Below are 26,911 nucleotides of genomic sequence, written 5' to 3'. Positions count from 1 at the left end.
GATGATTTGCGGGCGCGCGCGGCTGCGCGCCCCGTTCCCCCCCTGCGGAGCCTGATATGCCCTACACGCCCTCCTCCTACGATTCCTATGATTTCGCCAACCGCCGCCATATCGGCCCCTCGCCCGCCGAGATGGACGAGATGCTCAAGGCCGTCGGCGCTGCCAGCCTTGACGCCCTGATCGACGAGACGATTCCACCGTCGATCCGGCAGGACAAGCCGCTGGACTGGGCGCCCCTGTCCGAAGGGGGGCTTCTGGCGCGGATGCGGGAGGTGGGCGCGAAAAACAAGGTGATGACCGCGCTGATCGGGCAGGGCTATCATGGCACCATCACCCCGCCCGCGATCCAGCGCAACATTCTGGAAAACCCGGCATGGTATACCGCCTATACGCCCTATCAGCCCGAAATCGCGCAAGGCAGGCTGGAGGCGCTTCTGAACTTCCAGACCATGGTCGCCGATCTGACCGGTCTGCCGGTCGCCAATGCCTCGCTGCTGGACGAATCCACCGCCTGCGCCGAGGCGATGGTGATGGCGCAAAGGGTGGCGAAATCAAAGGCGCAGGGCTTCTTCATCGACAGGAACTGCCACCCGCAGAACATCGCCGTGATGCAGACCCGCGCCGCGCCCCTGGGCATCAAGGTGATCGTGGGCGCACCTGAGGCGCTGGAGCCAGAGGAAGTTTTTGGCGCGATCTTCCAGTACCCCGGCACTTTCGGCGACCTGTGCGATTTCACCAGCCAGATCGCGGCTTTGCACGGGGCGGGGGCGGTGGCGATCATGGCCACCGACCTGCTGGCGCTGACCATGATCAAGGAACCGGGCGCGATGGGCGCCGATATCGCGGTGGGTTCCGCGCAACGCTTCGGCGTGCCCATGGGCTACGGCGGGCCGCATGCCGCCTTCATGGCCTGCCGCGATGCGCACAAACGCTCGATGCCGGGTCGCATTGTCGGCGTGTCGATTGACGCGCGCGGCAACAAGGCTTACCGGCTGGCGCTGCAAACCCGCGAGCAGCACATACGGCGCGAAAAGGCCACGTCGAATGTGTGCACGGCGCAGGCGTTGCTGGCGGTCATGGCCTCGATGTACGCGGTGTTCCACGGCCCGCAGGGGCTGCGCGCCATTGCCGAGCGGGTCCATTTTCTGACCGAACGACTGGCGCGCGCGCTGCGTGCCGCCGGGGCGCGGGTGGAGACGGATGCGTTCTTTGACACGCTGCGCGTCGAGGTTGGTGTGGGGCAGGCGGGCATTCTGGCCGCCGCCCGGCAAGAGGGGCTGAACCTGCGCAGGATCGGCACCGCGCATGTCGGCATTGCGCTGGACGAGACCAGTGATGAGGACATTCTGGTGCGGGTGCTGCGCGCCTTTGGCATCGAGAGCGCGCCGCCGCATCGCGCAGATCTGGGCATCCCGGAGGCGCTGATCCGGCAGTCAGATTACCTGACGCATCCGATCTTCCATATGAACCGCGCTGAGAGCGAGATGATGCGCTACATGCGCCGCCTTTCGGACCGTGATCTGGCGCTGGACCGGGCGATGATCCCGCTGGGCTCGTGCACGATGAAGCTGAACGCGGCGGCCGAGATGATGCCGATCACCTGGCCCGAATTTTCCAGCCTGCACCCGTTCTGCCCGCCTGATCAGGCGCTGGGCTACCGCGAGGTGATCGACGATCTGGCCGACAAGCTGTGCGTGATCACCGGCTATGACGCGATGTCGATGCAGCCCAATTCGGGCGCGCAGGGCGAATATGCGGGGCTGCTGACCATTCAGGCCTGGCACCGCTCACGCGGTGAGGGCGCGCGCGATATCTGCCTGATCCCGGTTTCGGCGCATGGCACCAACCCGGCCTCGGCGCAGATGTGCGGGATGAAGGTGGTGGTGGTGAAATCCGCGCCCAACGGCGATATCGACCTTGAGGATTTCCGCGACAAGGCGGCCACGGCGGGCGAGCGGCTGGCGGCCTGCATGATCACCTATCCCTCCACCCATGGCGTGTTCGAGGAAACGGTGCGCGAGGTCTGCGACATCACCCACAAATACGGCGGGCAGGTCTATATCGACGGGGCGAATATGAACGCCATGGTCGGGCTGGTGAAACCCGGCGAGATCGGCGGCGATGTCAGCCACCTGAACCTGCACAAGACCTTCGCCATCCCGCATGGCGGCGGCGGGCCGGGGATGGGGCCGATCGGGGTGAAGGCCCATCTTGCGCCGTTCCTGCCGGGGCATCCGGAGACAGGCGGTAGTGAGGGGCCGGTCTCGGCAGCACCTTACGGATCGGCCTCTATCCTGCTGATTTCATGGGCCTATTGCCTGATGATGGGCGGCGAGGGGCTGACGCAGGCCACCCGCGTGGCGATCCTGAATGCCAATTACATCGCCGCCCGGCTGCGCGGCGATTACGCGGTCTTGTTCATGGGCAACCGGGGGCGTGTGGCGCATGAGTGTATTCTTGATACACGGCCCTTTGCCGAGCACGGCGTGACGGTGGAGGACATCGCCAAGCGCCTGATCGACAATGGCTTTCACGCACCGACGATGAGCTGGCCGGTATCCGGCACGCTGATGGTGGAGCCCACCGAGAGCGAGACCAAGGCCGAGATTGATCGCTTTGTGACCGCGCTGCAGGCGATCCGCGCCGAGATCAGGGCGGTGGAGCGGGGTGAGATTTCGGCCGAGGACAGCCCGCTGCGCCACGCGCCGCATACGGTCGAAGATCTGGTGGCCGACTGGGACCGCGCCTATTCGCGCGAACAGGGCTGCTTCCCGCCCGGCAGCTTCCGGGTGGACAAATACTGGCCGCCGGTGGGCCGGGTGGACAATGTCCATGGCGACCGCCACCTGATCTGCACCTGCCCGCCACTGTCGGATTACGCGTGAGCGGCGAAGGGGGGCTTTGCCCCCCTCGGCCCTGCGGGCCTCACCCCCCAGGATATTTTTGAACAGATGAAGGGGCGGATTTTTCCGGTTTGTTAATCTGTCGGTGGTTTTCTGGGGTCAGAGGCCAAGATAGCGCGTCTTGGTTTCTGTCGTCAGCTCGCTCGGTTTGCCGTGCCAGACGGACTGGCCGCGTTCAAGGATCACGCAGCTGTCGGCCAGCGGCAGCAGTTCGGAAAGGGTTTTATCGACGATCAGCAGGGACAGTCCGTCGCGTTTGAGCTGGCCGATGGCGGCCCAGATTTCCTGCCGGATGACGGGGGCCAGCCCCTCGGTTGCCTCGTCCAGCACCAGAAGGCGCGGATTGGTCATCAGGGCGCGGCCGATCGCCAGCATCTGCTGCTCGCCGCCCGAGAGGGTGGAAGCGGTCTGATCAGCGCGTTCGGCCAGCCGGGGAAAGAATTTCTGCACACGCTCCAGTGTCCAGGTGCCGGGGCGGGCGGCGGCGATCAGGTTTTCGGTGACGGTAAGGGTGGCAAAACACCGCCGCCCTTCGGGCACCAGACCGATGCCCAGCCGCGCGGCCTTGAACGAGGGCAGGGCGGTGATATCGCGTCCGTTGAGCCAGACCTTGCCGCGATAGAGTGGCTGCATACGGCAGAGCGTGCGGATGGTGGTGGTCTTGCCCATGCCGTTGCGCCCCATCAGCGCCACGGCCTGCCCCGCGCCGATTTCCAGATCGACGCCGAACAACGCCTGGCTGGCGCCGTAAAAGACTTCCAGCTGCTCAAGCCGGGCAAGCGCGGTCATGCAGGCACCTCGTCACCCAGATAGGCGCGGCGCACCTCGGGGTCATTGCGGATCTCATCGACGGTGCCGGAGGCGATGACGCGACCGTAGACCAGCACCGAGATACGATCGGCAAGCCGGAAGACGGCATCCATGTCATGTTCCACCAGCAGGATCGGTGCCTGCGCCTTGAGCGTCTGAAGGAAGGTGACCAGCGTGCCCACCCCTTCGGTACCCATGCCCGCCATGGGCTCATCGAGCAGGAAGCAGGCCGGTTCAAGCGCCAGAGCGACGGCGAGTTCCAGCAACCGCCGCTCCCCATGGCTGAGCTCGGCCGAGGGGATGCTGGCGCGCCCGGCGAGGCCGACGCGGGCAAGGATCGCTGACGCTGGCTCCGTCAGGCTGCGGTCATGACGCACGGGCATGAGAAAGCGGTACGGGTGGCCCTGGCGGGCCTGCAAGGCAAGCATCACATTGCGCCGCGCGGAATATTCCGGGATCAGCGAGGAAATCTGAAAGCTGCGCCCCAGCCCCAGCCGCGCGCGCTGCGCCACGCTGAGGCGCGTGATGTCCTGCCCCTGAAAGCGGATTGTGCCGCTGTCGGGCGCGTATTTGCCGCTGATCTGCGCCATGAGCGTTGTCTTGCCCGCCCCGTTGGGGCCGATCAGCGCGTGGATTTCGCCCGGCACCAGCGTCAGCGACACGTCATCCGTGGCCTTGAGCGCGCCGAAGCTCTTGTTGAGGTTTGAAAGCTGCAGAACCGGCTCAGCCATGACGCTCCCTCCCCGCGAGAAGCCCGATGAAACCGCCGCGCGCGAAGAGAACCACTGCCAGCAGCACCAGCCCCAGCCAGAATTTCCAATGCTCGGTCATGCCGCCGAAGATCACCTCGAACCCAACCAGAATAGCGGCCCCCGCGACCGGGCCGAAAAGCCGCCCCGTACCGCCAAGAATGATGATCACGATCAGTTCGCCCGACATCTGCCAGGCCATCATTGCCGGGCTGACGAAGCGCGTCAGGTCCGCCATCATCGCGCCCGCCAGCCCGGTGATCATGCCGGAGATGACAAAGGCCACCAGCTTGACGCCGAAGGGCGAAATGCCCACCGCCGCCGCGCGGTCCGGGTTTTGGCGGATGGCCATCAGCGCCGCGCCGAAACGTGAGGCGCGGATTAGCGCGAAAACCGCCAGCACGATCATCAGCAGGCCAAAGGCAACAAGGAACAGCTCCCACGGGCGCATGGTGTTGAGACCCGGAAAACGGTTGCGCACGAAAATCGGCAGCCCGTCCTCGCCGCCGTAAGCGGGCCAGGAAAGCGCGAAGTAGAAGAACATCTGCGCGAAGGCGAGGGTGATCATGATGAAGAAAATGCCCGAGGTCCGCAGGCTCAGCGCGCCGATCACCGCTGCCAGAAGGCCCGAGGCGATCATCGCCACCAGCCAGATCACCAGCATCTGGTTCGAGCCGGGCAAGCCCAGCAGCACCGGTGTTCCGCTGAAAGCATGATGCGCCAGCACCCCCGCGCAATAGCCGCCGAGGCCGAAAAACACCGCATGCCCGAACGAGACCATGCCCCCCAGACCCAGCGCCAGGTTCAGCCCGACGCCCGCCATGGCAAGGATCGCCACCCGTGTGGCCAGCGTGATCAGGAAAGGTTCATCCACCAGATAGGCCCAGACCGGCACCGCAAAAAGCGCGGCGGCCAGAAGCGCGTTGATGGCATGTTCGCGGCGTATCTCACGCATGGGCGGGGAACAATCCTTTCGGGCGCAGGACAAGGACCAGCGCCATGAGCATGTAAATCAGCATCGAGGCAAGGGCCGCCCCCACGCCCATCGCCTGATGCGTGTCGAGGAAGAGGGCAAAGAACCGCGGGAGCAGAAAGCGGCCCATCGTGTCGATCACGCCCACCAGAAGCGCGCCCACCATCGCCCCTTTGATCGATCCGATGCCACCGATCACGATCACCACGAAGGCGAGAATCAGCACGGGCTCCCCCATGCCGACCTGCACGGACTGGATCGCGCCGACCAGCGCCCCTGCAAGCCCGGCAAGCGCCGCGCCAAGTGCAAAGACCACCGTATAAAGCACCCGGATGTTGACGCCGAGCGCCGCGATCATCTCGCGGTCATTCTCGCCCGCGCGGATGCGGATTCCAAGCCGGGTGCGGGCGATCAGCAGCCAGAGGCCGACCGCGACCGCGATGCCGAAACCGATGAGCGCAAGCCGGTAGAGCGAGTACTGTGTGATCCCCAGATTGAGCGTGCCGCGAAGGGCATCAGGGACGTTGAGATACAGCGGGAAGGGGCCGAATATCATCCGCACCCCTTCCGACAGGATGAGGATCAGCGCGAAGGTGGCCAGCACCTGATCAAGATGATCGCGGTCATAAAGCCGCCGGATCACTGTGATCTCGATGATCGCGCCGGCGGCAGCCGCAGCGGCGAGCCCGGCCACAAGCCCCAGCCAGAAATTGCCGGTGGCGGCGGCAGCGGCGGCGCAAAAGAAGGCGCCGATCATATAGAGCGAGCCATGGGCCAGATTGATCAGGCCCATCACACCGAAAACCAGTGTCAGACCCGCCGACATCAGAAACAGCATCAGGCCGAACTGAACCCCGTTGAGGAGTTGTTCGATGAACAGCGCAAGGCTCATTTGTTGGTCTGTCCGTGGCCGTGGGCCGGGAGAAGGCAAGGCTCCCCCGGCCGGTTACGGTTCACCTTTGTCCGATCACATCGAGCAGTCGGCGCCGTGGATGTCGCGATAATCATCTTCGAAAGCGGTGCCGATGATGCGGTTGGTCAGGGTGCCATCGACATCGACCACCTCGCGCACATAGATGCGGTGGATGGGATGATGATTCGGGGCAAAGGCGAAGGAGCCGCGCACCGAGTTGAAGTCAGCGGCGCGCAGGGCCTCGCGGAAGGCGTCCTGGTCGCTGACACTGGCCGTTTCCAGCGCCGAAAGGATCAGGTTTGCCGTGTCAAATCCCTGGCTGGCATAGATCGACGGCAGGCGGTTATAGGTTTCCTGAAAGCTGGCGACAAAGGCCGCGTTGGTCTCATTCTCCAGATCCGGCGACCATTGGCCGGTGTTGATCACCCCCAGCGCGGCGGTGCCCATGGCGGGCAGCACATCCTGATCAAAGCTGAAGCCTGCCGAGACGATCGGCAGGTCAACGCCCGACTGGGCATACTGGCGCATGAACGAAATCCCCATCCCGCCGGGCAGGAAGATGAACACGCTGTCCGCGCCCGAGGCCCGGATCTGGGCGATTTCTGCGGCATAGTCAGTCTGGCCGACCTGTGTGAACAACTCGCCCGCCAGTTCACCCTGATAGTAGCGTTTGAACCCGTTCAGCGCGTCGGTCCCGGCCGGGTAGTTGGGCGCCATGATGAAGGCGTTGGCATAGCCCAGTTCGTTCGCGGTCTGGCCCGCGGCCTCATGCAGCGTGTCATTCTGCCAGGCGGCGTTGAAGTAGTTCGGATGGCAGCTGGCGCCGGCAAGCGGCGAGGGGCCGGCATTGGGTGAGATGTAGAAGATATCCTGCGCCACGACCGAGGGCACCACCGCCATGGCGAGGTTCGACCAGATGATTCCTGTCAGGATATCCGCGCGTTCCGACTGGATCATGCGTTCGGCGATCTGCACCGCCGTTTCGGGGCGCTGAGCGTCATCTTCGATAACCAGCCTGATGTCGGCATTCCCCGCCTGCTCCAGCGCCAGCAGGAAGCCGTCGCGGACATCCACGCCAAGCCCGGCACCGCCGCCGGACAGCGTGGTGATCATGCCAATGGTCACAGGCTCGGCCTGCACCGCGCCCGCGCCGATCGTCAAGGCGAGAAGCCCCGAGGTAAGGGTGGCTTTCAATCTCATCGTCGTCTCCCTGTTATCACCCCCGTCTGCGCGGAGGACTCGCCCGGAGGCTAGCAGAGCCTTCAAAGTTTGCAATAACTTTGAGCTTGAAGAAATCCAGAGAGGTGCAACCACGGTTCCCTTTCCTGCGCTGACGCTCCTTGCTCGGCTCCCATGTTCTCCTGAGGTATGAGCGAACTCGATCCTGCAATGCTCCGGCGGCCGTCACGCGCGCAGAGAGTGAAACTCAGCAAGAACCTGTCCGGGGGGCGTGAGCGACTTGCTGTCTTCCGAACGCACACCGCTCAGTGCGGATTTCCGGCAAGGTGCAACGAGAATGGCTGCGCAAAGTTTCTCGCGGTATCCCGGCTTTCAGTCTCATCGTCGATATTCCGGTTCTCATCCATCTCCGGCTTTCGCGCTTTGCCCGGGCGCTTGTGTGGCTTCGCGGCGTTAGTTGCGCGTGCTTCCGGGTCCGCTTATCAAAGGCGCGAAGGCTGCGCGCAGCCGTTCGCTTTCGACCAGAAGCCGCGCGCTACGCGCCATGGCGTCTGGCTCCGGCCGATCCGCGCTGTCTGGCGCATTTGGTCTCTCAAGGTCCGTCACTGCTGACGCTTCAGGCAAGGCCGGGACGGTGTCCCCAGCCGCAGAGGCGGAGGCAGGAGCGATGGCGCGCAGCGGTGCCGGTGCCGTCGCGTTGCCGGGACCGCTGGTTTCGTCCTGCGTGTCACGCTCTTGCGAAGCAGGCCCGTCGGGGACGGGTGCCGCTGTCAGGGCCGGACCGGCACCCGGGCCTGCGGGGGAACGGGAGGGTGAGGGTAGATGCGCCGCCAGGCTCGCCAGTGCGCGTGCGAGTTCCCGCTGGCTGTGGGTCCCGCTGCTTTCCCGGGTCTCTTCCAGCATCCCCCAGTCTTGCGCCAGAACGGCATGCTGCGCCGCAGCCTCATAGGCGCCCATGCCTGCGAGAATCTCGCTGGAGGCACGGCCGTCACCGCGCGCCTGAAGCGCCCGGGCACGCAGGTTTGCTGCAGCTTCGCTCTGGTCGTCCGTGAGGACCGAAAGGGCAAGATCCGGCCGCTCGCTTTCAAGGTGCAGCCGCGCCAACAGGTGACGCTCGGTTTCGGCGCGCGGCGGGTCAAGCAGCATTCTGGCAGCTTCGGTGAGCCCGAAACCCAACAAACGCTCGGCCAGTGCGGTGCGTGTCAGGACCGAATGAGACGGATCGCGCCAGTCCGTCCGGTTGAGGATCGCATCCAGAAGGTCGGCGTCGGATGCCTGCCGGGCGAGGCCCAGCCAGACAAGGTCGCTCAGTTCGGTGACAAGCGCCCGCCCTTGCGAGGAATGGCCCTGCCAGCTTGCCAGCCGGTCAAGCAACGTCACCGCGCCGGTGACGGAACCCGCCGCGACGCGATTGCGGATCGCTGCGGCAAGAATATCCGTTCCCAACCGGGTCGCGCGGTGCATGCCGGCAATCGCTTCGGCATTGAGCAGAACCGATTCCGGCACCATGGCACCCGTTTCCAGCGCGATCTGCAGATGAAGCAGCAACGACTCGGCATCATCGCCCGCCTCATGGCTCAGCCGCGCGCCCGCCGACAGGGATTCCCCGCGCGCGCGCTCAAGAAGGACATCTGCCATGAGCAGGTCCTCGCTTCGGGCATGCGGCGTGCGGCGCAAGGTGTCTGCGATCACGCGCGCGGCGTCGATTGCATCGGCGTCGACCATGATCCGGATCAGCGACGCGCCCAGGCCCGTCCGCAGGATGCCGGGCGCCTGCGTATAGGTGCTGGCGATTTCGCCAGCCTGCGCCCTGATCTGCGGCAGAGGCGCGCCTGCGAGCGCGGCAAGCATGGCGGCAGGACCTCCGCAGCGGTGCTGCTCCGCCAGGCGCAGGCGGGAGTTCGAATGCCGCCCCTCCTGCGTGTCGGCGAAGCCCAGCAGCAGGTCGCGGCCCGCGATGGGCTGCACGGCGTTTTCGATCAACGCCCGCGCCTCGGCACCAAAGCCGTGCTGAAGATAGAGGATGACCAGATCTTCGGTACCCGCCTGCCCGGGCTGATCGAACTCGCCGATCCAGCGGGACATACCTTCGGCCAGCGCGGCATTGAAACTTTCGGGCGCGGTGGCGGTCACGAAATCAAGGGCGGCTGCAGCGGCGCAGGCATTGGGGGAGTCATCCGGAAGACTGGCGGAATCCTCAGCGGGTCGGTCGAGAACGCTCATGATCCGAAGGTTCGGCGGAATGGCAGAGGGCGTATCACCATCACCGAGACGGATCATTTCCGCCGCTGCGGATCGCTCATGCGAGGGGTCGAGGATGCCCTGTGTCAGCGCCCCGGCAACCTGCGTGGTGAGTTGTTGCATGATGGCCTGCCGTTCGGTTTCACTGATAGGGCTGGGCGGCGGGCCTTGCCGGGAAGCCGGGCCGGTTATGCCCGGATGTTCCTGATCGGTAATCCATTCGCGCGCCAGCGTTCGCCCGGCGACACGCGCCAGGTTGTCGTCGGTAAAGGGTTGCGGCATTCCGGATCGGGGCAGGACCGGGGTGTCAAGGAGGGCGCTTGGCGACGCCGCGCGCGCGGAAGGCGCCTCGGCCGCCCGGGGTGTGCTGATGTCGAAGACTACCAGCCCAGGGCGTTCGGTCCAGGCCTCGATGGGGCAGTCGCAGTTGAGGCGCAGCTCCAGCCCTTCCGGCGTGCGGACGAGGTCGCCAAGGCGCGAACGTGGAATGCGCCGGAAGGCGCGCGAAATGTCGATGCTTGCTTCGGGCTGCATGACCCGCAGGGTCCGGACCGTGCTGCCGGCTGTTCCGGCATCAAGCTGCCAGTTGATCGGTCGTGCCGATTGCAGCACGAGGCGGGTAAAGTCAGCGTGTTCGCCGGTTGTGACGAGAATATTCTGCGCCCGGACCGGGAGGGGGGAGAGAATGCAGAGCGCCGCGAGCAGCGGGATGAGGGGGAAGCGAAGATGAGTCATGCGGCCTCGCGCTTCAGTGCCCGCAGCGCCTCTTCGAGGTCGCCGTAGCTGGGCCGGAGATTGTCAGGGGTGTTCTGGCGGCCCACCTCGATGCACATGTTGGCGGGGTGGTTGTGCAGATTGGCGATCAGAACCTCGCGGATAAGCTTATAGAAATGGCTGTCTTCCTCGATCACGGCGCGCATCCGGCTGGCAAAGGGGCCGACGAAACCATAGGCCAGAAACACGCCCAGAAATGTCCCCACGAGCGCGCCGCCGATCATGCCGCCCAGGATCTCCGGCGGCTGGTCGATCGAGGCCATGGTCTTGATCACACCGAGCACGGCGGCAACGATACCCAGCGCGGGAAGGGCATCGGCCACGGTCTGCATCGCGTGGCTGGAGTGCATCGCATGATGCATATTCGCCTCCAGCCGCTTGTCGAGAACCTCTTCGACCTGATGCGGGTCATCGTAGCTCATGGTGATGGCGCGAAGCGTGTCGCAGACCAGCTCGGTTGCCTGCCGGTCTTGCAGAATGCGCGGATAACGCTCGAATATCTCCGATGAGCCGGGCGATTCGATATGTTCTTCCAGCAGGACGGGGTTTTGCCGCGCGAGCCGGATGAGTTCGAACAGCAGGCAGAGCAGATCGCGGTAATCAGCAGGTTTCCAGTGTGCGCCCCGGAAGACCTTGGAGATGTCGCGTGCCGTGTGCTTGGCGCTTGCGCCGTCGTTCGATATGAGGAAAGCGCCCAGTGCGGCCCCCCCGATCATGGACAGCTCAAAAGGCAGGGCATGGAGGATGATCCCAAAGCTGCCGCCCGCGGCGACATAGCCGCCGAACACCATCACGAAGACGACGATGATTCCGATAATTCCGATCATGTCTTGCTCCGATTTCTCCAGTTTGCGCCTGCAACCTTGCACCGGCGGCTTAACAAAGGGTCACCAGCGGCGATCAATTTCGCGGAACCAGTGCATTGCGCCCGGCGACGATGGTGCTGAGCAGATAGGCCTGCCTCGGCTCCAGCCCGGCCATGATTGCGGCGGCGGAGCCGGGGGCGAGACGGCTCAGGAAACCGGCGGCGAAGCCGGGGTCCATCTCGGTGAACACAGCCGCCGCCTCTTCGGGCTTCATGCTCTCAAAAACCTGCACCATGCGCGTGATGTCCTCTTCTGCCGCCCGGTCGGCCAGCGCCATGGTCGCGGACAGATCCTGTTCGGCGGTTTCAAGCGCGGCGATCTGCTGCTCCAGCCGCTGGATGGCGGCCTGCAGCAGCTGCTCGCGTTCCGCCAGCGCGGCCTCGCGCAGGCGAAGGGCCTCTTCGCGCCGGGTCATCTGCACCAGCAGCGCGGCGGATGTGGCGCTGTCCCTCAGTTCAGGCGCAGGCGGGGCCGGGGGCTCGGCCAGGGCGGCGAACTGCTGGGTGCCCGGTTCGCCGCCTTCAGCCCCCTCGGCCAGAGCCGTGCCGATCCCGGCACCCAGCCGGATCAGCCCGGCCAGAAGGAACACCAGAGCCAGCGAGGGCAGAACCTGACGCGGGGTGCTGTGTCGCTTTCGCGCGCGCGCGGCGGGTCGGTGGTTGCGTTGCATCATCCATGCCCTCCGACAACGGGCCTGCGCCGCAGAACCCTCGGTCCTCTGGCCGCCCCGGCAACCGGATCTGCCACGGGTGCGGCCTGCGGGCGCCGGGCTGACGCGCTGTTCCAGCTTGAAAGCGGCCGGGAATGGGGCGGTTCAGTCGCCTTTTCCGGTGCTTCGCGCGCAGGTGGTTGCGCGGGTGGATGCGCCGGGAGATCATGAAGTGAAGCCATCAGCAGTTCGAGCTGCCGGCACGCGGCCTCGGCGCGTCTGGACTGTGTATCCAGTTTTTCGGCAGAGGAGCGGGCGGTCTGCTGGGCGGTTCTGAGCGCGCGCGACAGATCATCGACCTGTGCGGAAAGCACCGCGATGGCCTTGCCCATGCCGCTGTCCAGTGTGGTCAGGGCGCGCAGCCGCCGCGACAGGACCAGACAGAAGATCGCCGCGCCGATGGCGGCCGTTGCCAGAAGAATATCGGACAGGAAATTCATCACCGGCCCCTCAGTTGAACACGAATTCGGTAATCAGAAGGTCATTGACCCTGTCCGGGCCTGTGACGATCTGGATGCGTCGCAGCATCTGGGCGCGCAGGCGGATCAGCGCGGCGGGTTCCTCCAGCTCGTGCACCTCCAGCGCGCGCAGGTAGATATTGAGCACATCAAGAATGCGGGGCATCAGGCGCGTGACCTCAGCGGCCTCAAGCGGCGCCGTTTCAAGCTGGGCGCTGAACCGCAGATGCCGGGACTGGCCGCGCAGGCCCAGGTTGATGGTGATCGGATCGATCGGCACATACGCGAAGGCCCCGGGGGGCAATGTGCCGCCCGGCGTGGCGCTGCTGGCGGGCATCACCGAATCGGTGCTCACAAGGCCCGAAAAGGTGGCGTAAAAGCCCGCGCCCCCCAGCGCGAGCGCCAGTCCGAGCCCCAGAATCACGGGAGGAATGCCTTTTTTCCGGGGGGGGGCGAGCGGTGCGGCAGCGTCTGTCATGTCGGGCCTCTTTGTCGTGTTCAGACTCCGTTCTGGCACATTGTGACTAACCGATTGTTAATCGCTATCGGCGAAGGATGACCGCCAACGGGGCAGAAGCCCGTGAAGCGGAGAATCACCTTGGACCAACTACGCACAGTCTGGAACGCACTGGAGCCGCGGCGGCGGCTGATGGTTGCCGGGGCAACGCTGGCCGTTTTCGTGGCGGTGCTGATGCTTGCCCGGATCGCTGCCACGCCGGGAATGGCGCTTCTGTACGGCGGGCTGGAAGGCGCGCAGGCGGGGGAAGTCATTCAGGCGCTGGATCAGCGCGGGATACGCTATGAGGTGCGCGGTGATGCGATCTATGTCGATGCGACGATGCGCGACGAGATGCGTATGTCGATGGCTGCAGCGGGCCTGCCCGCGCATTCCTCGACGGGTTATGAACTGCTTGACGGGCTGACGGGTTTTGGCACCACCTCGCAGATGTTCGATGCCGCTTACTGGCGCGCGAAAGAGGGGGAACTGGCGCGCACCATCGTCGCCAGCCCCCATATCCGCGCCGCGCGGGTGCATATCTCGCAAGGCGCGACCCAGCCCTTCCGCCGTGACCGTCAGGCCTCTGCCTCGGTCACGGTGACGCCGGCGGGCGGCATGCTGACGCCGGTTCAGGCGCAGGCGCTGCGCTTTCTGGTGTCATCGGCCGTGGCGGGGCTGCAGCCCGGGGATGTTGCGGTCATCGACGGCAACGGCGGGCTGGTAATCGCCGAGGAGACCGGCGCCGGCGGCCGCAACGGCGACCGGATGGATGCGCTGCGCCGCAATGTGGAACGGCTGCTGGAGGCGCATGTCGGTCACGGGCGCGCAGTGGTGGAGCTCAATATCGATACGGTGACGGACCGCGAAACCATCGTTGAACGCCGGATTGACCCTGAAACCCGGGTCGCCGTGAGCCAGGAAAGCGAAGAGCGCAACGCCACGATGAGCGACACGCGCACCGGCTCGGTCTCGGTCGCGTCGAACCTGCCGGATGGCGATGCGGCGGGCAGTGACGGCAGCCAGCAATCGCGCGAAGTGGAGAGCCGGCAGCGTGTCGCTTATGAGGTCAGCCAGACCAGCCGCGAAATCGAACGCGGCCCCGGCGCGATCCGGCGGCTGACGGTGGCGGTGCTGATTGACGGGGTGCGCACACCCGATGCTGATGGCGTGATGCAATGGTCTCCGCGCCCGGAAGCGGAGTTGGAGGCGCTGCGCGAACTTGTGGCCTCGGCCGTGGGGTATGACGAAGCGCGCGGCGACGTGATCACGCTGCGGTCATTGCCTTTTGAGCCGGTCTCTGCCCTTCAGGGCACCGCCGCCAGCACCGGCCTGTTCGACCGGCTGGGGCTTGATCTGATGGGAATTCTGCGCCTCGCCGCACTGGCGCTGGTGGTGATGTTCCTCGCGCTCTTCGTCCTGCGCCCGCTGCTGGCCAATGCCAGTGCGAAGGAAGGTGGCCCGGCGCTGCCAAGGCTGGGTGCGGCGATGGGGGCCGGGCTGTCCCCGAACGCGCTGAGCGGCGAGATTGACGATAACTGGGGCAGTGCGGGTGAACTGAGCCCGCTGCCCGGGCCGCTGGGCAATTCCTTCGCCAGCCCGATGGGCGCAGGCGCAGGCAGCCTGTCGGATTTTGGCGACAGTGACGATTCCGCGCCGCTGCCCGAGGATCCGGTGGAGCGGATGCGCGCGCTTATCGCCGACCGGCAGGAGGAAACCATCGAGATCCTGCGCAACTGGATGGAAGAACCTGAGGGGAGCCGCTGATGCCCTCACCGATCCGGCTGGAAACCTTTCTCAAGGCCGAGGAGCCGCCTGCCCCCGCGCAACAGGCCTCCGAGGCATTGGAGGAGATCAAGCTCGATGCCTATGAGCGCGGTTATGTCGCCGGCTGGGAGGATTCCGAGCGTCAGGCCGAGCGCGAGGCGCTTGAAACCCGCGCGCGCGTGGAACGCCAGCTGGAGGCACTGAGCTTCACCTATCACGATGCGCGCGGCCATGTCCTGCGCGCGATGGAGCCGGTTCTGCACGCGATGCTGGAGACAGTGGTGCCCGAGGCCGCGCGCGCCGCCGTCATCCCCGGGGTGATCGCGCAGCTGCTGCCGCTTGCCCAGAGCCTCAGCGAGGCGCCGGTCACCTTGCGCATCGCGCAGGGCGCCCGGCCGGGTTTTGACGCGGCGCTGGCGGGGTTGGTTCTGCCGCCTCTTGAGATTGAGGAAAGCGCCGATCTTGGCCCCGGTCAGGCGGAAATCGCCTTTGACCACAAGGAAACCCGCGTCGATCTCGCGCAGGCAGCCGAAGAGCTGCGCGGCGCGATCAGCCGCTTCTACCAGATCCAGTTTGAGGAGAGCCGCCATGCATGACCCGTCCGCCGCCCCCGCCGAGCCGAATGGCCCCGCTCCCGGCCTTTCCCGCAACGCATTTACGCAGGTGCCTATCGAGATCGTCATTTCGGTGGGCCGCGCCCGGCCCAGCGTGCGCGAGCTGTTGCGGCTGAACCGTGACAGCGTTCTGCCGCTGGACCGCCGTGTCGAAGACCCGGTCGAATTGTTCATCGGCGACCGTCTGATCGCCCGGGGGGTTCTGGAAGAGCTTGAAGGGGATCAAGCGGGGCAGATGGCGGTGCGGCTGACGGAAGTGACCGATCTCAGTGACGGGTTCTGACATGCCGGGAAGGGCCTGCGCACCATGGCTGATGCTGGCGCTCGCCGCGGCCGTCGCCACGCTTCCCGGCGCGGCGCTGGCACAGGAGGTAACGCTGTCTTTCGGGGATGGCGGCGGGCTGGCCGCGCGTTCGGTACAGTTGATTGTCCTGCTGACGCTGCTCAGTCTGGTGCCGGGCATCGCCATCATGATCACCTGCTTTCCTTTCGTGGTCACGGTGCTGGCGATCCTGCGTCAGGCGCTGGGGCTGCAGCAGTCTCCGCCGGGTATGGTGCTGACAACCCTTGCAATGTTCCTGACATGGTTCGTCATGGAGCCCGTCTTCACCGCCGCCTGGGATGCGGCGATGGAGCCGCTGAACGCGGGAACCATCGGGCTGGAGGAGGCGTTTCTGCGCGCGATGGAGCCCTTCCGCATTTTCATGCTGGGCCGGATAGACACCGACACCTATCTCAACCTCGCCGCCCTGCGCCCTGAGCCGCCCGCGCTGGATGCACAGGCGCCGCTGTCGGTTCTGGTGCCGTCTTTCCTGCTCTCGGAGCTGTCGCGCGCCTTTGAAGTGGGGTTTATCATCTTCCTGCCGTTCCTGATCATCGATCTGGTGGTCGCCGCGATCCTGATGTCGATGGGGATGATGATGGTACCGCCCGCGATTGTCTCGCTGCCGTTCAAGCTGGCGTTCTTCGTGGTGGCTGACGGCTGGTCGCTGGTGTCGGCGGCGCTGGTGCAGGGGTATTACTGAGCCATGCCGCGCCGGTCAGCGCCACGCCACATCCCCGAGAAAGATGTAACCCGCGCCATAGATCGTCTTGATCAGGCGGGGGTTCTTCGGGTCTTCGCCCAGTTTGGCCCGCAGCCGCGAGATGCGCACATCCATCGCCCGGTCAAAGCTTTCACCCGCCGCGCCGCCCAGCGATTCCTGCATCTGCATGCGCGAGATCAGGCGCTTGGGCGCCTCCAGAAACAGGCGCAGCACTTCGCCCTCGGCATGGCTGAAGGGCACCTCCGCACCATCCTCGCCGATGAGGACATAGCGGTCAAAATGCGCTTCCCAGCCGTTGAACCGCGCGACCGATCCCGCTGTCCCGCCCGCCGGGCGCGATTTGCGCAGCCGGGCGCGGATGCGGGCCACCACCTCGGCGGGCTCGAAGGGCTTGATGATATAGTCATCCGCGCCCAGCTCCAGCCCCGTCACCCGGTCGCTGATATTCGCGCGCCCGGAGATGATGATGATCGTCGCCCCCGATTCCAGCGCCAACCGGTGCACCAGCGCCAGCCCGTCGCGGTCCGGCAAGCCCAGATCGACGAGGCAGACATCCGGCGCCGTGCGTTTGAGGGCTGCCTCGAATTCGGTCGCGCGCGCGTAGGTCGAGGTGCGGAAACCGGCATCCGTCAGCGCATCGGCCAGCATCCGCCGGATTTCGGCCTCGTCATCAAGAATGGCGACATGCGGCTGGGACATGGGGAAGGGGCCTTATCGGGCGGCTGCGGCGGCAAGATGCGCGTCGCAGCGGTGAAGGAAGGTTACCAGTTCGCCCGGATCGAAGGGCTTTGGCAAGACTTCATGGTTGCGCGCCGCCGCCGCATGCAGCGGGTCCGAGGGCGGCAGCGAGGTCATCAGCCCCATGGCCACACCCGGCAGTCGCCCGCGCAGCCGGTCCAGAAGCGCCAGCCCGGTCTCGCCGTCGGCGAGGTTGATGTCGGACAGGATCATGCCGATCCCGTCCAGCACCGCCAGGGCCTCGGCCTCGGCAGTGTTCGCGGCCTCGATCACGTTATGGCCGATCGCGCAGAGCATTTCGCGCACATGGGCCCTGATGTCGGGGCTGTCCTCGACCAGCAGCACCAGTCGCGGGGTGATCTGCGGATCGGCGGGGCGCAGGGGCAGGCGCAGGGTCACCCGCGCGCCACCGCCCGCCGGGTTTGTCAGCCGCACCGACCCCCCGCACAACGTGGCATGGTCATAGACCATTGCCAGCCCCAGCCCGGAACCTTCGCCGCCCTTGGTGGTAAAGAACGGGTCCAGCCCACGCCTGAGCGCCTGTTCCGAAAAGCCGGGGCCGGTATCGGTAACCGCAAGCTCCAGCCAGGTGTCGCGCACGCAGCGCGCGCGCAGCACGATCTCGCCACCCTCCTGACCGATCGCATCGCGGGCGTTGAGGATCAGGTTCAGAAGGCTGTCCTGTACCGCGCCCTGATCCAGCAGCAGCAGTCCCAACGCCGGCTCCAGCTCGATCCGCAGACGCGTCTGGTCGGGCAGCGAGGGGCTGGCCATCATCCGCAGATCGTCCAGCAGCACCTCCAGATCCGTCGCCTCGGCGCGCATCCGCCGCGGGCCGGAGATGGCGCCGATGCGTTGCAGCAGCCGCCCGCCGCGCCGCGCCGCGCCGATGGTGGCGCGGGCCAGCTCGGCCGCCTCGCCGGGCAGGCCGGGCTGGCGCGCCAGCTTACCCTGAAGGCCCAGGATGATGGTCAGCAGATTGGCGAAATCATGCGCGAGGCCGGAGGTCAGCTGCGCGGCCAGCTCACGCTTGCGGGTCTGCAGCAGGGCCGCGCGGGCCTGCGTTTCCTCGGTGATATCGGTGGACAGGATATAAACGCCGCCGCCCGCGCGGCTGCCGTCGGGCAGGGCGATCCCCGGATCGGGGGTCAGTGCCACGCGTATCCGCCGCCCGCTTTCATCATGGGTGATCTCGCAGACCGAGGCCGCACCGGCCAGCGCGCGCCGCATATGCGGCTGTATCTTGGCGAATGTCCCGGGCCCCAGCGCGACCGAGGCATGGAGCCCCGCCACATCGCCCGGCAGGCCGGGCATGAGCGTCGACAGCCGCCGGTTCGAATAGGTGTAACGCAGTGCGCGGTCGACATGGGCGATATGGGCGGGCATCATCTCGGTGGTCAGCCGGGTGCGCGCCTCCATTTCGGTGAGCTCGCGCTTGGCCTCGGCGAGGGCAGCATTGGTGGCGGCGAGTTCGCGGTTGGCCATGCTCAGCCGCTCGGCATGGGCGAAAAGCTGGCCGGACAGCTCCTCTGATCGCGCGCGCAACAGCCGTTCCTGCATCTTGATCTCGGTGATGTCGGTATAGACCGTCACCCAGCCGCCCTGCGACAGTGGCGCCCCTTCGACGGAAATCCAGCGACCGTTCGGGCGCTGGCGCTCCATGTAATGCGGCTGGAAGGCGCGCGCGGTCTCTACCCGCAGGCGCACGGCCTCGTCGGGGTCAGGCTGGGGGCCGTATTCGCCGCGCGAGACCAGAAAGCGGATCGTATCCTCGAACGCGGCGCCGGGGGTGACAAGCGCATCGGGAAGGGCGAACATCTCCTGATAGCGCTGGTTGCAGACCGCCATCCGCAGATCGCAGTCAAAGATCGACAGCGCTTGCTGGATCAGGTTCAGGCCCGCGCGCGTCAGCTTCTCGGTCATCTCGCCCTGCATCCGCGGCCCCTTCCCCCTTCATCTGTTCAAAAATATCCTCGGGGGGAGCCGCGCAGCGGCGTGGGGGGCAGACAGCCCCCCGTCCCGCAGCCAGCCGGATATCCCCCTCAGCCCCGGGGGCCATACTGCCTGCACAAGGGCGGGTCAGTCCAGTATCTCATGCGGGTCGATGCCCCAGAGCGCGCTGCGTTCCACCCAGCCGCGCTGGTTCTCGGCGCGCAGGCGGCACCAGTCGGGCTCACAGCTCATGATCCGCGCGACAACCCCATGTTCCAGAAGCGCAACTTCCGGCGCGCCCGGGCGGGGCTGACTGCGCATCGGCACCATATCACCCGTCACCATCGCCGTGCGGACCCCGGACAACAGCGAGTAATGCATCCAGCCGCCCTGGCCTTCGTGATCTTCGACCCGCCGCCAGTGTTCAAATTCGGCGGTGACACGCAGCGGCATGTCGCGCCGGGTATAGATCCAGTCCACCCGGTGCGTGCGGTTCGGCCCGCGCCGCGCGCGCCCCTCGCCGCTTTTGAGCGACACATAGCGCGGCATCGGCAGGCCGGTTTCCGGCCCGCGCACCGGCGCGCTTTCCGCCCCGGTGGCGCGGGCGGGTTCCGACGGTCCCAGCCCCGCCATCAGGCCGAACATCAGCACCAGTGCGATGGCGCGTGCCGTCCCTCTGCGTCTTGCCATTTGCTTCTGCCCCTGTCCGCCGCTTCGGCGGCGCTGCGATTTCCCGGCCCTTCGGTCATTTTATTGCGCGAAGGTTGTCCGGGGTGCTTGTGCCTCGTCTTGCTATCGGTCACTTTGCCATCTAGCGCGCCGATTTGAAAGTCTTGAGGAGGTATGGATGCCGTCAAAGCGCCTGAGTGTTGTCGTAACGCGACGCCTGCCCGACGCCGTCGAGACCCGGCTGAAGGAGCTGTTCGACGCCGAATTGCGCGAGACCGATGCGCCGATGAGCCGCGAGGAACTGGTCAGCGCCATGCAGCGCGCCGATGTTCTGGTGCCCACGCTGAGCGACCAGATCGACGCGAACATGCTGGCTCAGGCCAGCGAGCGGCTGAAGCTGATTGCCAATTATGGCGCGGGCGTCGATCACATCGATGTCCACAGCGCCCGCCAGCGTGGGGTGCTTGTGTCCAACACCCCCGGCGTGGTGACCGACGATACCGCCGACATGGCTCTTGCCCTGATGCTGGCGGTGACCCGGCGTATCCCCGAGGGGCTGGCCGAGATGCAGCGCGGCGAGTGGCGCGGCTGGTCGCCGATGGCGCATCTGGGCGGGCGGATCGGCGGCAAGCGGCTGGGCATTCTGGGGATGGGCCGGATCGGTCAGGCCGTGGCGCGGCGCGCGCAGGCCTTTGGCATGCAGATCCATTATCACAACCGCAAGCGCCTGCGCCCCGAGGTGGAAGAGCCGCTGGAGGCCACGTTCTGGGAAAGCCTTGACCAGATGGTCGCGCGGATGGATGTGATTTCGGTCAATTGCCCCCACACCCCCTCGACCTTTCATCTGCTCAATGCGCGGCGGCTGAAGCTGCTGAAACCGACGGCGGTGCTGATCAACACCTCGCGCGGCGAGGTGATCGACGAGAACGCGCTGACACGCGGCCTGCGCGCGGGCGAGATTGCCGGGGCGGGGCTGGATGTCTATGAGCGCGGCGCCGAGATCAACCCGCGCCTGCGCGAGCTGCCCAATGTTGTGCTTCTGCCGCATATGGGTTCCGCCACGATCGAGGGGCGGGTGGAGATGGGCGAGAAGGTGATCGTGAATATCAAGACCTTCGCCGATGGCCACCGTCCGCCTGATCAGGTGCTGCCGGGCATGTTGTGAGGGCGGGGAGGGGGGCTGTTGCCCCCCTCTTCGGCTGCGCCGAATTCACCCCCAGCGTATTTCTGGCAAGATGAAACCCGGTGTCGGGTTTCATTGCGTCAGCTTGTGCGCGGGCGGAAGGGGCGGGCGTCAGGGCCGCGCGCGGGTTTGCCGCCCGGTTTGCCGCCGGTTTTGGGTTTGCCGCCCGGTTTCTTGAACGCGGGTTTGCCCTTGCCGGCCCCTTTGCCGGCCGGCGCATCCAGCCGTGCCGAGGGGTTGCGCGCCGCTGCGGCATCAAACCGGGGGCGGGCAGGCGCGTCTGCCTTGCTGTCGGTTCTGGCGGCGGCGCTGTTCGCACCACTGGCGGCGGGGCGCGGTTTGCGCGGTGCCGGGCTGTCAGCCCCGCGTGGCGCGGCGCGCGGTTTGTCAGCGGAGGCACCGAATGGCTTGGGTTTGCCCTCATATTTGGGCTTGCCCTCGAACTTCGGTTTGCCCTCGTATTTCGGTTTCCCTTCATACTTGGGCTTGCCCTCATACTTGGGCTTACCCTCATATTTCGGTTTTTCGGCGTATTTCGGTTTGCTGTAGGCCTGCGCGCCGCCTTCGGCCTCGATGGCCTGCGGGCGCTCTGCCTGCGGTTCGGGGCGCGGGCTGCGTTCGGCCCGCGGAGCATGTTCCGGGCGCGGGGCGCGTTCCGGCCGGGGGGCGCGCTCTTCGCGCGGTGCGCGCGCGGCGGCGGCGGGAGCCGCGCGCGGGGCGGGGCGGGAGCCGGGGTCAGGGGCGGCCGCGCGCGCAACGGTGATCCCCTGTTCAAGCTGGGCATCCGCGCCGAGTGCATGGAAGAAACGCTCTTCGCAATCTGCGTGCAACTGCACCATCGTGTTGTCGTCGAAGATACGGATCGCGCCGATGTCGTTCTTGCCCAGATCACCCACGCGGCACAGCATCGGCAACAGCCAGCGCGGCTCGGCACGTTCAGCCGCGCCGATGCTCAGCTTCACCCAGAAGCTGCGGTCAAATTCAGCCCGGGGGGCGCGGGGTTTGGGGCCATCGGCGGTGACCTGCGCCACCTCTTCAGGGGCGGAGCGCGCGGCGAAATACTGGCGCAGCACACCCGCTGCCAGTTCGCGCGCGGTGAAGCGCTCGATCAGCATGGTGACCAGCGCGTGTTCTTCGGGCGTTTCCACGGCGGTCAGGGTCTCGTCGGTCAGAAGCCGTTCGGTGTCGCGGGCGCTGACCTCGGCAGCCGAGGGGGCGGGGCCCCATTCGGCGTCCAGATTGGCGGATTGCAGCAGCCGTTCGGTGCGTTTGCGCGCCGGGAACGGCACGATCAGCACGCTGACCCCCTTGCGCCCGGCGCGGCCCGTGCGGCCGGAGCGGTGCAGAAGCGCCTCGCGGTTCGAGGGCAGATCGGCGTGGATCACCAGTTCCAGCCCCGGCAGGTCAATCCCGCGGGCGGCGACATCGGTTGCCACGCAGACCCGGGCGCGGCCATCGCGCATCATCTGCAGGGCGCGGGTGCGTTCATCCTGTGCCAGTTCGCCCGACAGCGCGACAACGGCAAAGCCCCGGTTGTTGAAGCGCGCCGTCAGGTGGTTGACCATGGCGCGGGTCTTGCAGAACACCAGCGCATTGCGCGCTTCATAATAGCGCAGCACGTTGACGATGGCGTTTTCGCTGTCTTCGGTGGCGACGGTCAGCGCGCGATAGGCGATATCGGCATGGGCATCGCGCGTGGCATTGGCGATGACGCGCCGGGCGTCGCGCTGATAGGTGCGCGCCAGCTTCTCGATCTGCGGCGAGACGGTGGCCGAGAACAGCAGCGTGCGGCGCTCGACGGGGGCGGCCTGCAGGATGAACTCAAGGTCTTCGCGGAAGCCGAGGTCCAGCATCTCGTCGGCCTCGTCCAGCACGGCGATCTGCAGCTGGCTCATGTCCAGTGAATGGCGCTCGATATGGTCGCGCAGCCGCCCCGGCGTTCCCACCACCAGATGCGCGCCGCGTTCCAGCGCGCGGCGCTCGGAGCGGGCATCCATCCCGCCGACGCAAGAGGCGATGACCGCACCGGCAGGGCCATAAAGCCACTCCAGCTCGCGCCGGACCTGAAGCGCCAGTTCGCGGGTGGGGGCGATGATCAGGGCGCGGGGTGTATCGGGGGGCGGCAGCTGCGCCGCGTCATCCATCAGGTCAGCGGCCATCGCCAGCCCGAAAGCCACCGTCTTGCCAGAGCCGGTCTGGGCCGAGACCAGCAAGTCATGCCCGGCATGCGCCGGATCGAGCATCGCCGTCTGCACGGGCGTGAGCGTTTCATACCCCTTGTCGGAGAGCGCCTGCGCAAGGGGGGCGGGCAGGGTGGCCGCTTCGGGGATGGATGAGGTCATGGGGAAGGGTCCGGTCAACTGGTGAAGGGGCGGGCCATAGCCGCCGCTGGGGTGGGTGTCGAGGGGCATTCGCGGAATGTGCCGCTAAAGTGTGACAGCAAACGCGGAAAACAGCAACGCCCCGGGTTGGCCCCGGGGCGTGCAGTCCTCCCGGTGGGCGGCGCAACCCTCCTCAAAGTGCGCCGCGCGGGTATTCAGTTTGCCGCGATCATCTCGGATTGGCGGACGATCACCTCGGCCTGTTTGATCGATGCTATATCGACCAGCCGGCCCTTGTAAACGGTCGCGCCTTCGCCGCGGGCCTTTGCGGCCTCCATCGCGGCAAGAATTTCGCGCGCCTCGGCCACGGCGGCATCAGAGGGGGTGAAAACCTCGTTCGCCAGTGCCACCTGCTTGGGGTGGATCGCCCATTTGCCGACCATCCCCAGCGTGGCCGATCGGCGGGCCTGGGCGCGGAACCCCTCATCATCCGAGAAATCGCCATAGGGGCCATCGACCGGCAGCACGCCATGGCTGCGGCAGGCGGCGACGATGGCGGTCTGCGCCCAGTGCCAGGGGTCGGACCAGTACTGCGCCCCTTCGCGCAGCATGTAGTAATTTTCCTGCGTGCCGCCGATGCCCGTGGTCTGCATCCCCATCGAGGCGGCGAAATCGGCTGCGCCAAGGCTCATCGCCTGAAGCCGGGGTGAGGCGGCGGCGATCTCGTTCACATGGGCGATGCCGGCGGCAGATTCGATGATCACCTCAAACGCGATGCGCTTCTTGCGGCCCTTTGCTGCTTCGATCGCCGTTACCAGCGCGTCGACCGCGTAAAGATCGGCGGCGCAACCCACCTTGGGGATCATGATCTGATCCAGCCGGTCGCTGCCCTGTTCCAGCAGATCGACGACATCGCGGTACCAGAAGGGCGTGTCCAGCCCGTTGATGCGTACTGAGAGCGTCTTGTTGCCCCAGTCCACTTCATGGGTGGCCTGAATGACATTGGCGCGGGCCTCGGCCTTGTCGGTGGGCGCGACCGAGTCCTCAAGATCCAGATTGATGACATCCGCCGCCGAGGCGGCCATCTTCGCAAACAGCGCCGTGCGCGAGCCGGGGCCGAACAGTTGGCAGCGATTCGGGCGGGCAGGGGCAGCAGGCTGGATAAGGAAGGACATGCGGTCTCGTCTGAACTGGTCGGTGGCAAGGAAGTTGCGCGGGGCAACGACGATTGGTTATTATCTTGCGTGGCGGGGCGCAAGGGCTTTTTTCTGCGGCTGCATGACGGGCGCGGCGACGCGGCATCCGGCGAAGCATCCGGCAGAGGCTGCGCGCGGCGAGGGAATAATCTTGCGCATTTTCGCAAAATATTCGAAGGAACGTGCAGAGCTTTGCTGCGAAGCGGCAAAAAAACCGATGTTCTGGCGTGAGATTTCAGGCAGTCTCGGCGCCAAACGCAATGGAGCTGTCCCATGATCGAAACCCCGTATCTTTTGTTTCTCGGCGATGCACCCGACCAGCTGGCCGCCAAGGTGGCACAGGGGATCAAGGACTGGCGCCCCGAATATGCCAAAGGGCAGCTGCGGCTTGACGGCTGCAAGGCCGATATGGGCCTGCCCGACATGACCCTTGCGCAGGCGAAAGCCGCCGGGGTCAAAACGCTGGTGATCGGCGTGGCCAACCGGGGCGGGGTGATTTCGCAAAGCTGGAAAAAGGTGCTGGTGCAGGCGCTGGAGGAAGGGTTTGACCTGGCTTCCGGCCTGCACAATCTGCTGCGCGATGAAGAAGATCTGGCCGCGGTGGCGCGCGCCACGGGGCGCCAGCTGCATGATGTGCGCATCCCCTCGGTGAAATACCCGATCGCCAATGGCGAGATCCGCACCGGCAAGCGGATGCTGGCCGTGGGCACCGATTGCTCGGTCGGCAAGATGTATACCGCGCTCTGCATGGAGCGCGAGATGCGCGAGCGGGGCATGAAGGCCACGTTCCGCGCCACAGGCCAGACCGGCATCCTGATCACCGGCGGCGGCGTACCGCTGGATGCGGTGATCGCCGATTTCATGGCCGGCTCCATCGAATACCTGACGCCGGACAATGACGCCGATCACTGGGACCTGATCGAGGGGCAGGGCAGCCTGTTCCATGTCTCGTATTCCGGGGTGACGCTGGCGCTGATCCATGGCGGGCAGCCCGATGCGCTGGTCATCTGCCATGAACCGACGCGCGACCATATGCGCGGCCTGCCGGGCTACAAGCTGCCGACCATCGAGGCGGTGCGCGACATGGCGCTGGCGCTGGCCAAGGTGGCGAACCCCGATTGCGTGGTGGTGGGCGTTGCGGTCAATACCCAGAACATGGGCGAAGAGGCGGCGCGCGCCTATCTCGCCGATGTGGAGGCCCGCACCGGCCTGCCCGCGACCGACCCGTTCCGCTTTGGCGCGGGCGTGCTGGTGGACGCGCTGGCGGCGGTCTGAATCTGGCCGGGGGTGCGAGGGGCTGCGCGCCCCTCGCGCTCCTGCGCCAGGGGGGAGGCGCGGCCTCCCCCCTTGGACCCCCCCGGGCAAAAAAAGTGCGTATTTGGGGCAAGATGAAAGGGACGGCATGATTACGGTCACGGCAGAGCGGTTTCGGCTGTCTGAGGTGTTCACCATCGCCCGGGGCTCGCGCACCGAGGCGCAGGTGCTGACGGTGGTGATTGAGCGCGGCGGTGTGCGGGGCCGGGGCGAATGCGTGCCCTATGCGCGCTATGGCGAGACGCTGGAGTCGGTGACGGCGCAGATCGAGGGTCTGCCGGTCGACATTGAGCGCGCTTCGTTGCAGGGGCTGCTGCCCGCCGGGGCCGCGCGCAATGCTGTCGACTGTGCATTGTGGGATCTGGAGGCGAAGCGGGCGGGCAAGCGGGTCTGGGAACTGGCCGGTCTGGAAGCGCCGGGGCCGGAGATTACCGCGTTTACCCTGTCGCTGGACACGCCTGAAAACATGCGCGCGGCGGCCGCGCGCCATGCCCATCGCCCGCTTCTGAAGATCAAGCTGGGCACGCCCGAGGATATGCCGCGCCTTGAAGCGGTGCGTGCAGGCGCCCCGAAGGCGCGCATCATCGTCGATGCCAATGAGGGCTGGTCAGCCGATGTTTACGCCGATCTGGCGCCGCATCTGATCCGGCTGGGGGTGGAAATGGTGGAGCAGCCCCTGCCCGCCGGTGACGACGCCATGCTGGCTGAGATCGCGCGACCGCTGCCGGTCTGCGCCGATGAAAGCTGCCATGACCGTGCCAGTCTGCCCGGGCTGAAGGGCAAGTATGACATGGTCAATATCAAGCTCGACAAGACCGGCGGCCTGACCGAGGCGCTGGCGCTGCGCGATGCCGCAGTGGCGGCGGGCTACCGGGTGATGGTCGGCTGCATGGTGGGCTCGTCGCTCGCCATGGCGCCCGCCGTGCTGGTGGCGCAGGGCGTGGCGGTGACCGATCTTGACGGCCCGCTGCTTCTGGCGGAAGACCGCGACCACGCTTTGCAATTTGATGCGGCTGGGGTGCATCCCCCGCAAGCCGCGCTCTGGGGATAGGAGAGGCCC

The 26,911-nt window shown here is 66.3% G+C and carries 24 protein-coding genes; 9 read left to right on the top strand and 15 right to left on the bottom strand.

What is annotated here, in order from left to right; genetic code table 11:
- Positions 1-56 precede the first annotated feature (56 nt).
- Positions 57-2,885, top strand: a complete 2,829-nt coding sequence (gene gcvP, locus V7Q53_RS05070; protein ID WP_333827352.1) for an aminomethyl-transferring glycine dehydrogenase — start codon at positions 57-59, stop codon at positions 2,883-2,885.
- A 117-nt stretch (positions 2,886-3,002) separates the two neighbouring features.
- Here the strand turns inward: gcvP and V7Q53_RS05065 are convergent, their stop codons facing one another.
- The 10 genes from V7Q53_RS05065 to V7Q53_RS05020 all read right to left on the bottom strand — a co-directional run bounded on the left by V7Q53_RS05065 (position 3,003) and on the right by V7Q53_RS05020 (position 13,053).
- Positions 3,003-3,692 carry an ABC transporter ATP-binding protein gene (locus V7Q53_RS05065; RefSeq protein WP_333827350.1) on the bottom strand — a complete coding sequence of 230 codons (690 nt, stop codon included), beginning with the start codon at positions 3,690-3,692 and terminating at the stop codon, positions 3,003-3,005.
- Positions 3,689-4,444 carry an ABC transporter ATP-binding protein gene (locus tag V7Q53_RS05060; protein WP_333827348.1) on the bottom strand — a complete coding sequence of 252 codons (756 nt, stop codon included), beginning with the start codon at positions 4,442-4,444 and terminating at the stop codon, positions 3,689-3,691. Before V7Q53_RS05060 ends, V7Q53_RS05065 begins: the two co-directional genes overlap by 4 nt.
- Entirely contained in the window at positions 4,437-5,408 is a 972-nt protein-coding gene (locus V7Q53_RS05055) for a branched-chain amino acid ABC transporter permease (RefSeq protein ID WP_442954415.1), read from the bottom strand. Before V7Q53_RS05055 ends, V7Q53_RS05060 begins: the two co-directional genes overlap by 8 nt.
- Position 5,409: 1 nt before the next feature.
- Complete coding sequence (locus V7Q53_RS05050) at positions 5,410-6,327, bottom strand: branched-chain amino acid ABC transporter permease (RefSeq protein ID WP_333827344.1); 918 nt, start codon at positions 6,325-6,327, stop codon at positions 5,410-5,412.
- 75 nt (positions 6,328-6,402) lie between these two features.
- On the bottom strand, positions 6,403-7,548 hold the full coding sequence (locus tag V7Q53_RS05045) for an ABC transporter substrate-binding protein (RefSeq protein WP_333827342.1): 1,146 nt from the start codon (positions 7,546-7,548) through the stop codon (positions 6,403-6,405).
- A 432-nt stretch (positions 7,549-7,980) separates the two neighbouring features.
- Complete coding sequence (locus V7Q53_RS05040; protein WP_333827341.1) at positions 7,981-10,503, bottom strand: hypothetical protein; 2,523 nt, start codon at positions 10,501-10,503, stop codon at positions 7,981-7,983.
- The gene (motA, locus tag V7Q53_RS05035) at positions 10,500-11,369 is read right to left on the bottom strand and encodes a flagellar motor stator protein MotA (RefSeq protein ID WP_333827340.1); all 870 of its coding nucleotides are present in this window, start codon (positions 11,367-11,369) and stop codon (positions 10,500-10,502) included. Before motA ends, V7Q53_RS05040 begins: the two co-directional genes overlap by 4 nt.
- A gap of 73 nt (positions 11,370-11,442) precedes the next feature.
- Entirely contained in the window at positions 11,443-12,081 is a 639-nt protein-coding gene (locus tag V7Q53_RS05030; protein ID WP_333827338.1) for a MotE family protein, read from the bottom strand.
- Entirely contained in the window at positions 12,078-12,557 is a 480-nt protein-coding gene (locus V7Q53_RS05025) for a hypothetical protein (RefSeq protein WP_333827337.1), read from the bottom strand. The genes V7Q53_RS05030 and V7Q53_RS05025 overlap by 4 nt, the downstream gene beginning before the upstream one ends.
- A 10-nt stretch (positions 12,558-12,567) precedes the next feature.
- Positions 12,568-13,053: a flagellar basal body-associated FliL family protein gene (locus V7Q53_RS05020; protein WP_333827335.1), complete on the bottom strand. Its 486-nt coding sequence runs from the start codon at positions 13,051-13,053 to the stop codon at positions 12,568-12,570.
- A 120-nt stretch (positions 13,054-13,173) separates the two neighbouring features.
- On the opposite strand from V7Q53_RS05020, the gene fliF reads away from it, so the two are divergent.
- Genes fliF through fliP form a run of 4 tightly spaced genes read left to right on the top strand, consistent with a single transcriptional unit; the run spans position 13,174 to position 16,477 of the window.
- Positions 13,174-14,838, top strand: a complete 1,665-nt coding sequence (gene fliF / locus V7Q53_RS05015) for a flagellar basal-body MS-ring/collar protein FliF (RefSeq protein ID WP_333827333.1) — start codon at positions 13,174-13,176, stop codon at positions 14,836-14,838.
- Positions 14,838-15,434, top strand: a complete 597-nt coding sequence (locus V7Q53_RS05010) for a hypothetical protein (protein WP_333827331.1) — start codon at positions 14,838-14,840, stop codon at positions 15,432-15,434. Before fliF ends, V7Q53_RS05010 begins: the two co-directional genes overlap by 1 nt.
- Positions 15,427-15,735, top strand: a complete 309-nt coding sequence (locus V7Q53_RS05005) for a FliM/FliN family flagellar motor C-terminal domain-containing protein (protein ID WP_333827330.1) — start codon at positions 15,427-15,429, stop codon at positions 15,733-15,735. Before V7Q53_RS05010 ends, V7Q53_RS05005 begins: the two co-directional genes overlap by 8 nt.
- Position 15,736: 1 nt before the next feature.
- Positions 15,737-16,477: a flagellar type III secretion system pore protein FliP gene (gene fliP / locus V7Q53_RS05000; RefSeq protein WP_333827329.1), complete on the top strand. Its 741-nt coding sequence runs from the start codon at positions 15,737-15,739 to the stop codon at positions 16,475-16,477.
- Positions 16,478-16,492: 15 nt separating this feature from the next.
- Here the strand turns inward: fliP and V7Q53_RS04995 are convergent, their stop codons facing one another.
- The 3 genes from V7Q53_RS04995 to V7Q53_RS04985 form a co-directional block, all read right to left on the bottom strand.
- Complete coding sequence (locus tag V7Q53_RS04995) at positions 16,493-17,197, bottom strand: response regulator transcription factor (RefSeq protein ID WP_333827328.1); 705 nt, start codon at positions 17,195-17,197, stop codon at positions 16,493-16,495.
- Between the two features lie 12 nt (positions 17,198-17,209).
- Positions 17,210-19,171, bottom strand: a complete 1,962-nt coding sequence (locus V7Q53_RS04990; protein ID WP_333827326.1) for a hybrid sensor histidine kinase/response regulator — start codon at positions 19,169-19,171, stop codon at positions 17,210-17,212.
- A gap of 144 nt (positions 19,172-19,315) precedes the next feature.
- On the bottom strand, positions 19,316-19,858 hold the full coding sequence (locus V7Q53_RS04985) for an SH3 domain-containing protein (RefSeq protein WP_333827324.1): 543 nt from the start codon (positions 19,856-19,858) through the stop codon (positions 19,316-19,318).
- A 157-nt stretch (positions 19,859-20,015) separates the two neighbouring features.
- Between V7Q53_RS04985 and V7Q53_RS04980 the strand changes: the two genes are divergently transcribed.
- Complete coding sequence (locus V7Q53_RS04980; RefSeq protein ID WP_333827323.1) at positions 20,016-21,002, top strand: 2-hydroxyacid dehydrogenase; 987 nt, start codon at positions 20,016-20,018, stop codon at positions 21,000-21,002.
- 98 nt (positions 21,003-21,100) lie between these two features.
- On the opposite strand, the gene V7Q53_RS04975 is transcribed toward V7Q53_RS04980, so the two are convergent.
- Together V7Q53_RS04975 and V7Q53_RS04970 are read right to left on the bottom strand one after the other, a co-directional pair.
- Complete coding sequence (locus V7Q53_RS04975; RefSeq protein ID WP_333827321.1) at positions 21,101-23,431, bottom strand: DEAD/DEAH box helicase; 2,331 nt, start codon at positions 23,429-23,431, stop codon at positions 21,101-21,103.
- Between the two features lie 125 nt (positions 23,432-23,556).
- Positions 23,557-24,516, bottom strand: coding sequence for an L-malyl-CoA/beta-methylmalyl-CoA lyase (locus tag V7Q53_RS04970; protein WP_333827320.1), 960 nt, complete (start codon positions 24,514-24,516; stop codon positions 23,557-23,559).
- On the opposite strand from V7Q53_RS04970, the gene V7Q53_RS04965 reads away from it, so the two are divergent.
- The 3 genes from V7Q53_RS04965 to dgcA all read left to right on the top strand — a co-directional run bounded on the left by V7Q53_RS04965 (position 24,515) and on the right by dgcA (position 26,902).
- Positions 24,515-24,814, top strand: a complete 300-nt coding sequence (locus tag V7Q53_RS04965; RefSeq protein ID WP_333827319.1) for a hypothetical protein — start codon at positions 24,515-24,517, stop codon at positions 24,812-24,814. The genes V7Q53_RS04970 and V7Q53_RS04965 overlap by 2 nt on opposite strands.
- Positions 24,811-25,812, top strand: coding sequence for an N-acetyltransferase DgcN (gene dgcN / locus V7Q53_RS04960; protein ID WP_333827317.1), 1,002 nt, complete (start codon positions 24,811-24,813; stop codon positions 25,810-25,812). Before V7Q53_RS04965 ends, dgcN begins: the two co-directional genes overlap by 4 nt.
- Positions 25,813-25,939: 127 nt before the next feature.
- The gene (gene dgcA / locus V7Q53_RS04955) at positions 25,940-26,902 is read left to right on the top strand and encodes an N-acetyl-D-Glu racemase DgcA (RefSeq protein ID WP_333827315.1); all 963 of its coding nucleotides are present in this window, start codon (positions 25,940-25,942) and stop codon (positions 26,900-26,902) included.
- Positions 26,903-26,911 lie beyond the last annotated feature (9 nt).

Source organism: Pararhodobacter sp. (assembly GCF_036802785.1).
Lineage (GTDB): Bacteria > Pseudomonadota > Alphaproteobacteria > Rhodobacterales > Rhodobacteraceae > Pararhodobacter.
This window is presented reverse-complemented; position numbering and strand designations above follow the sequence as displayed.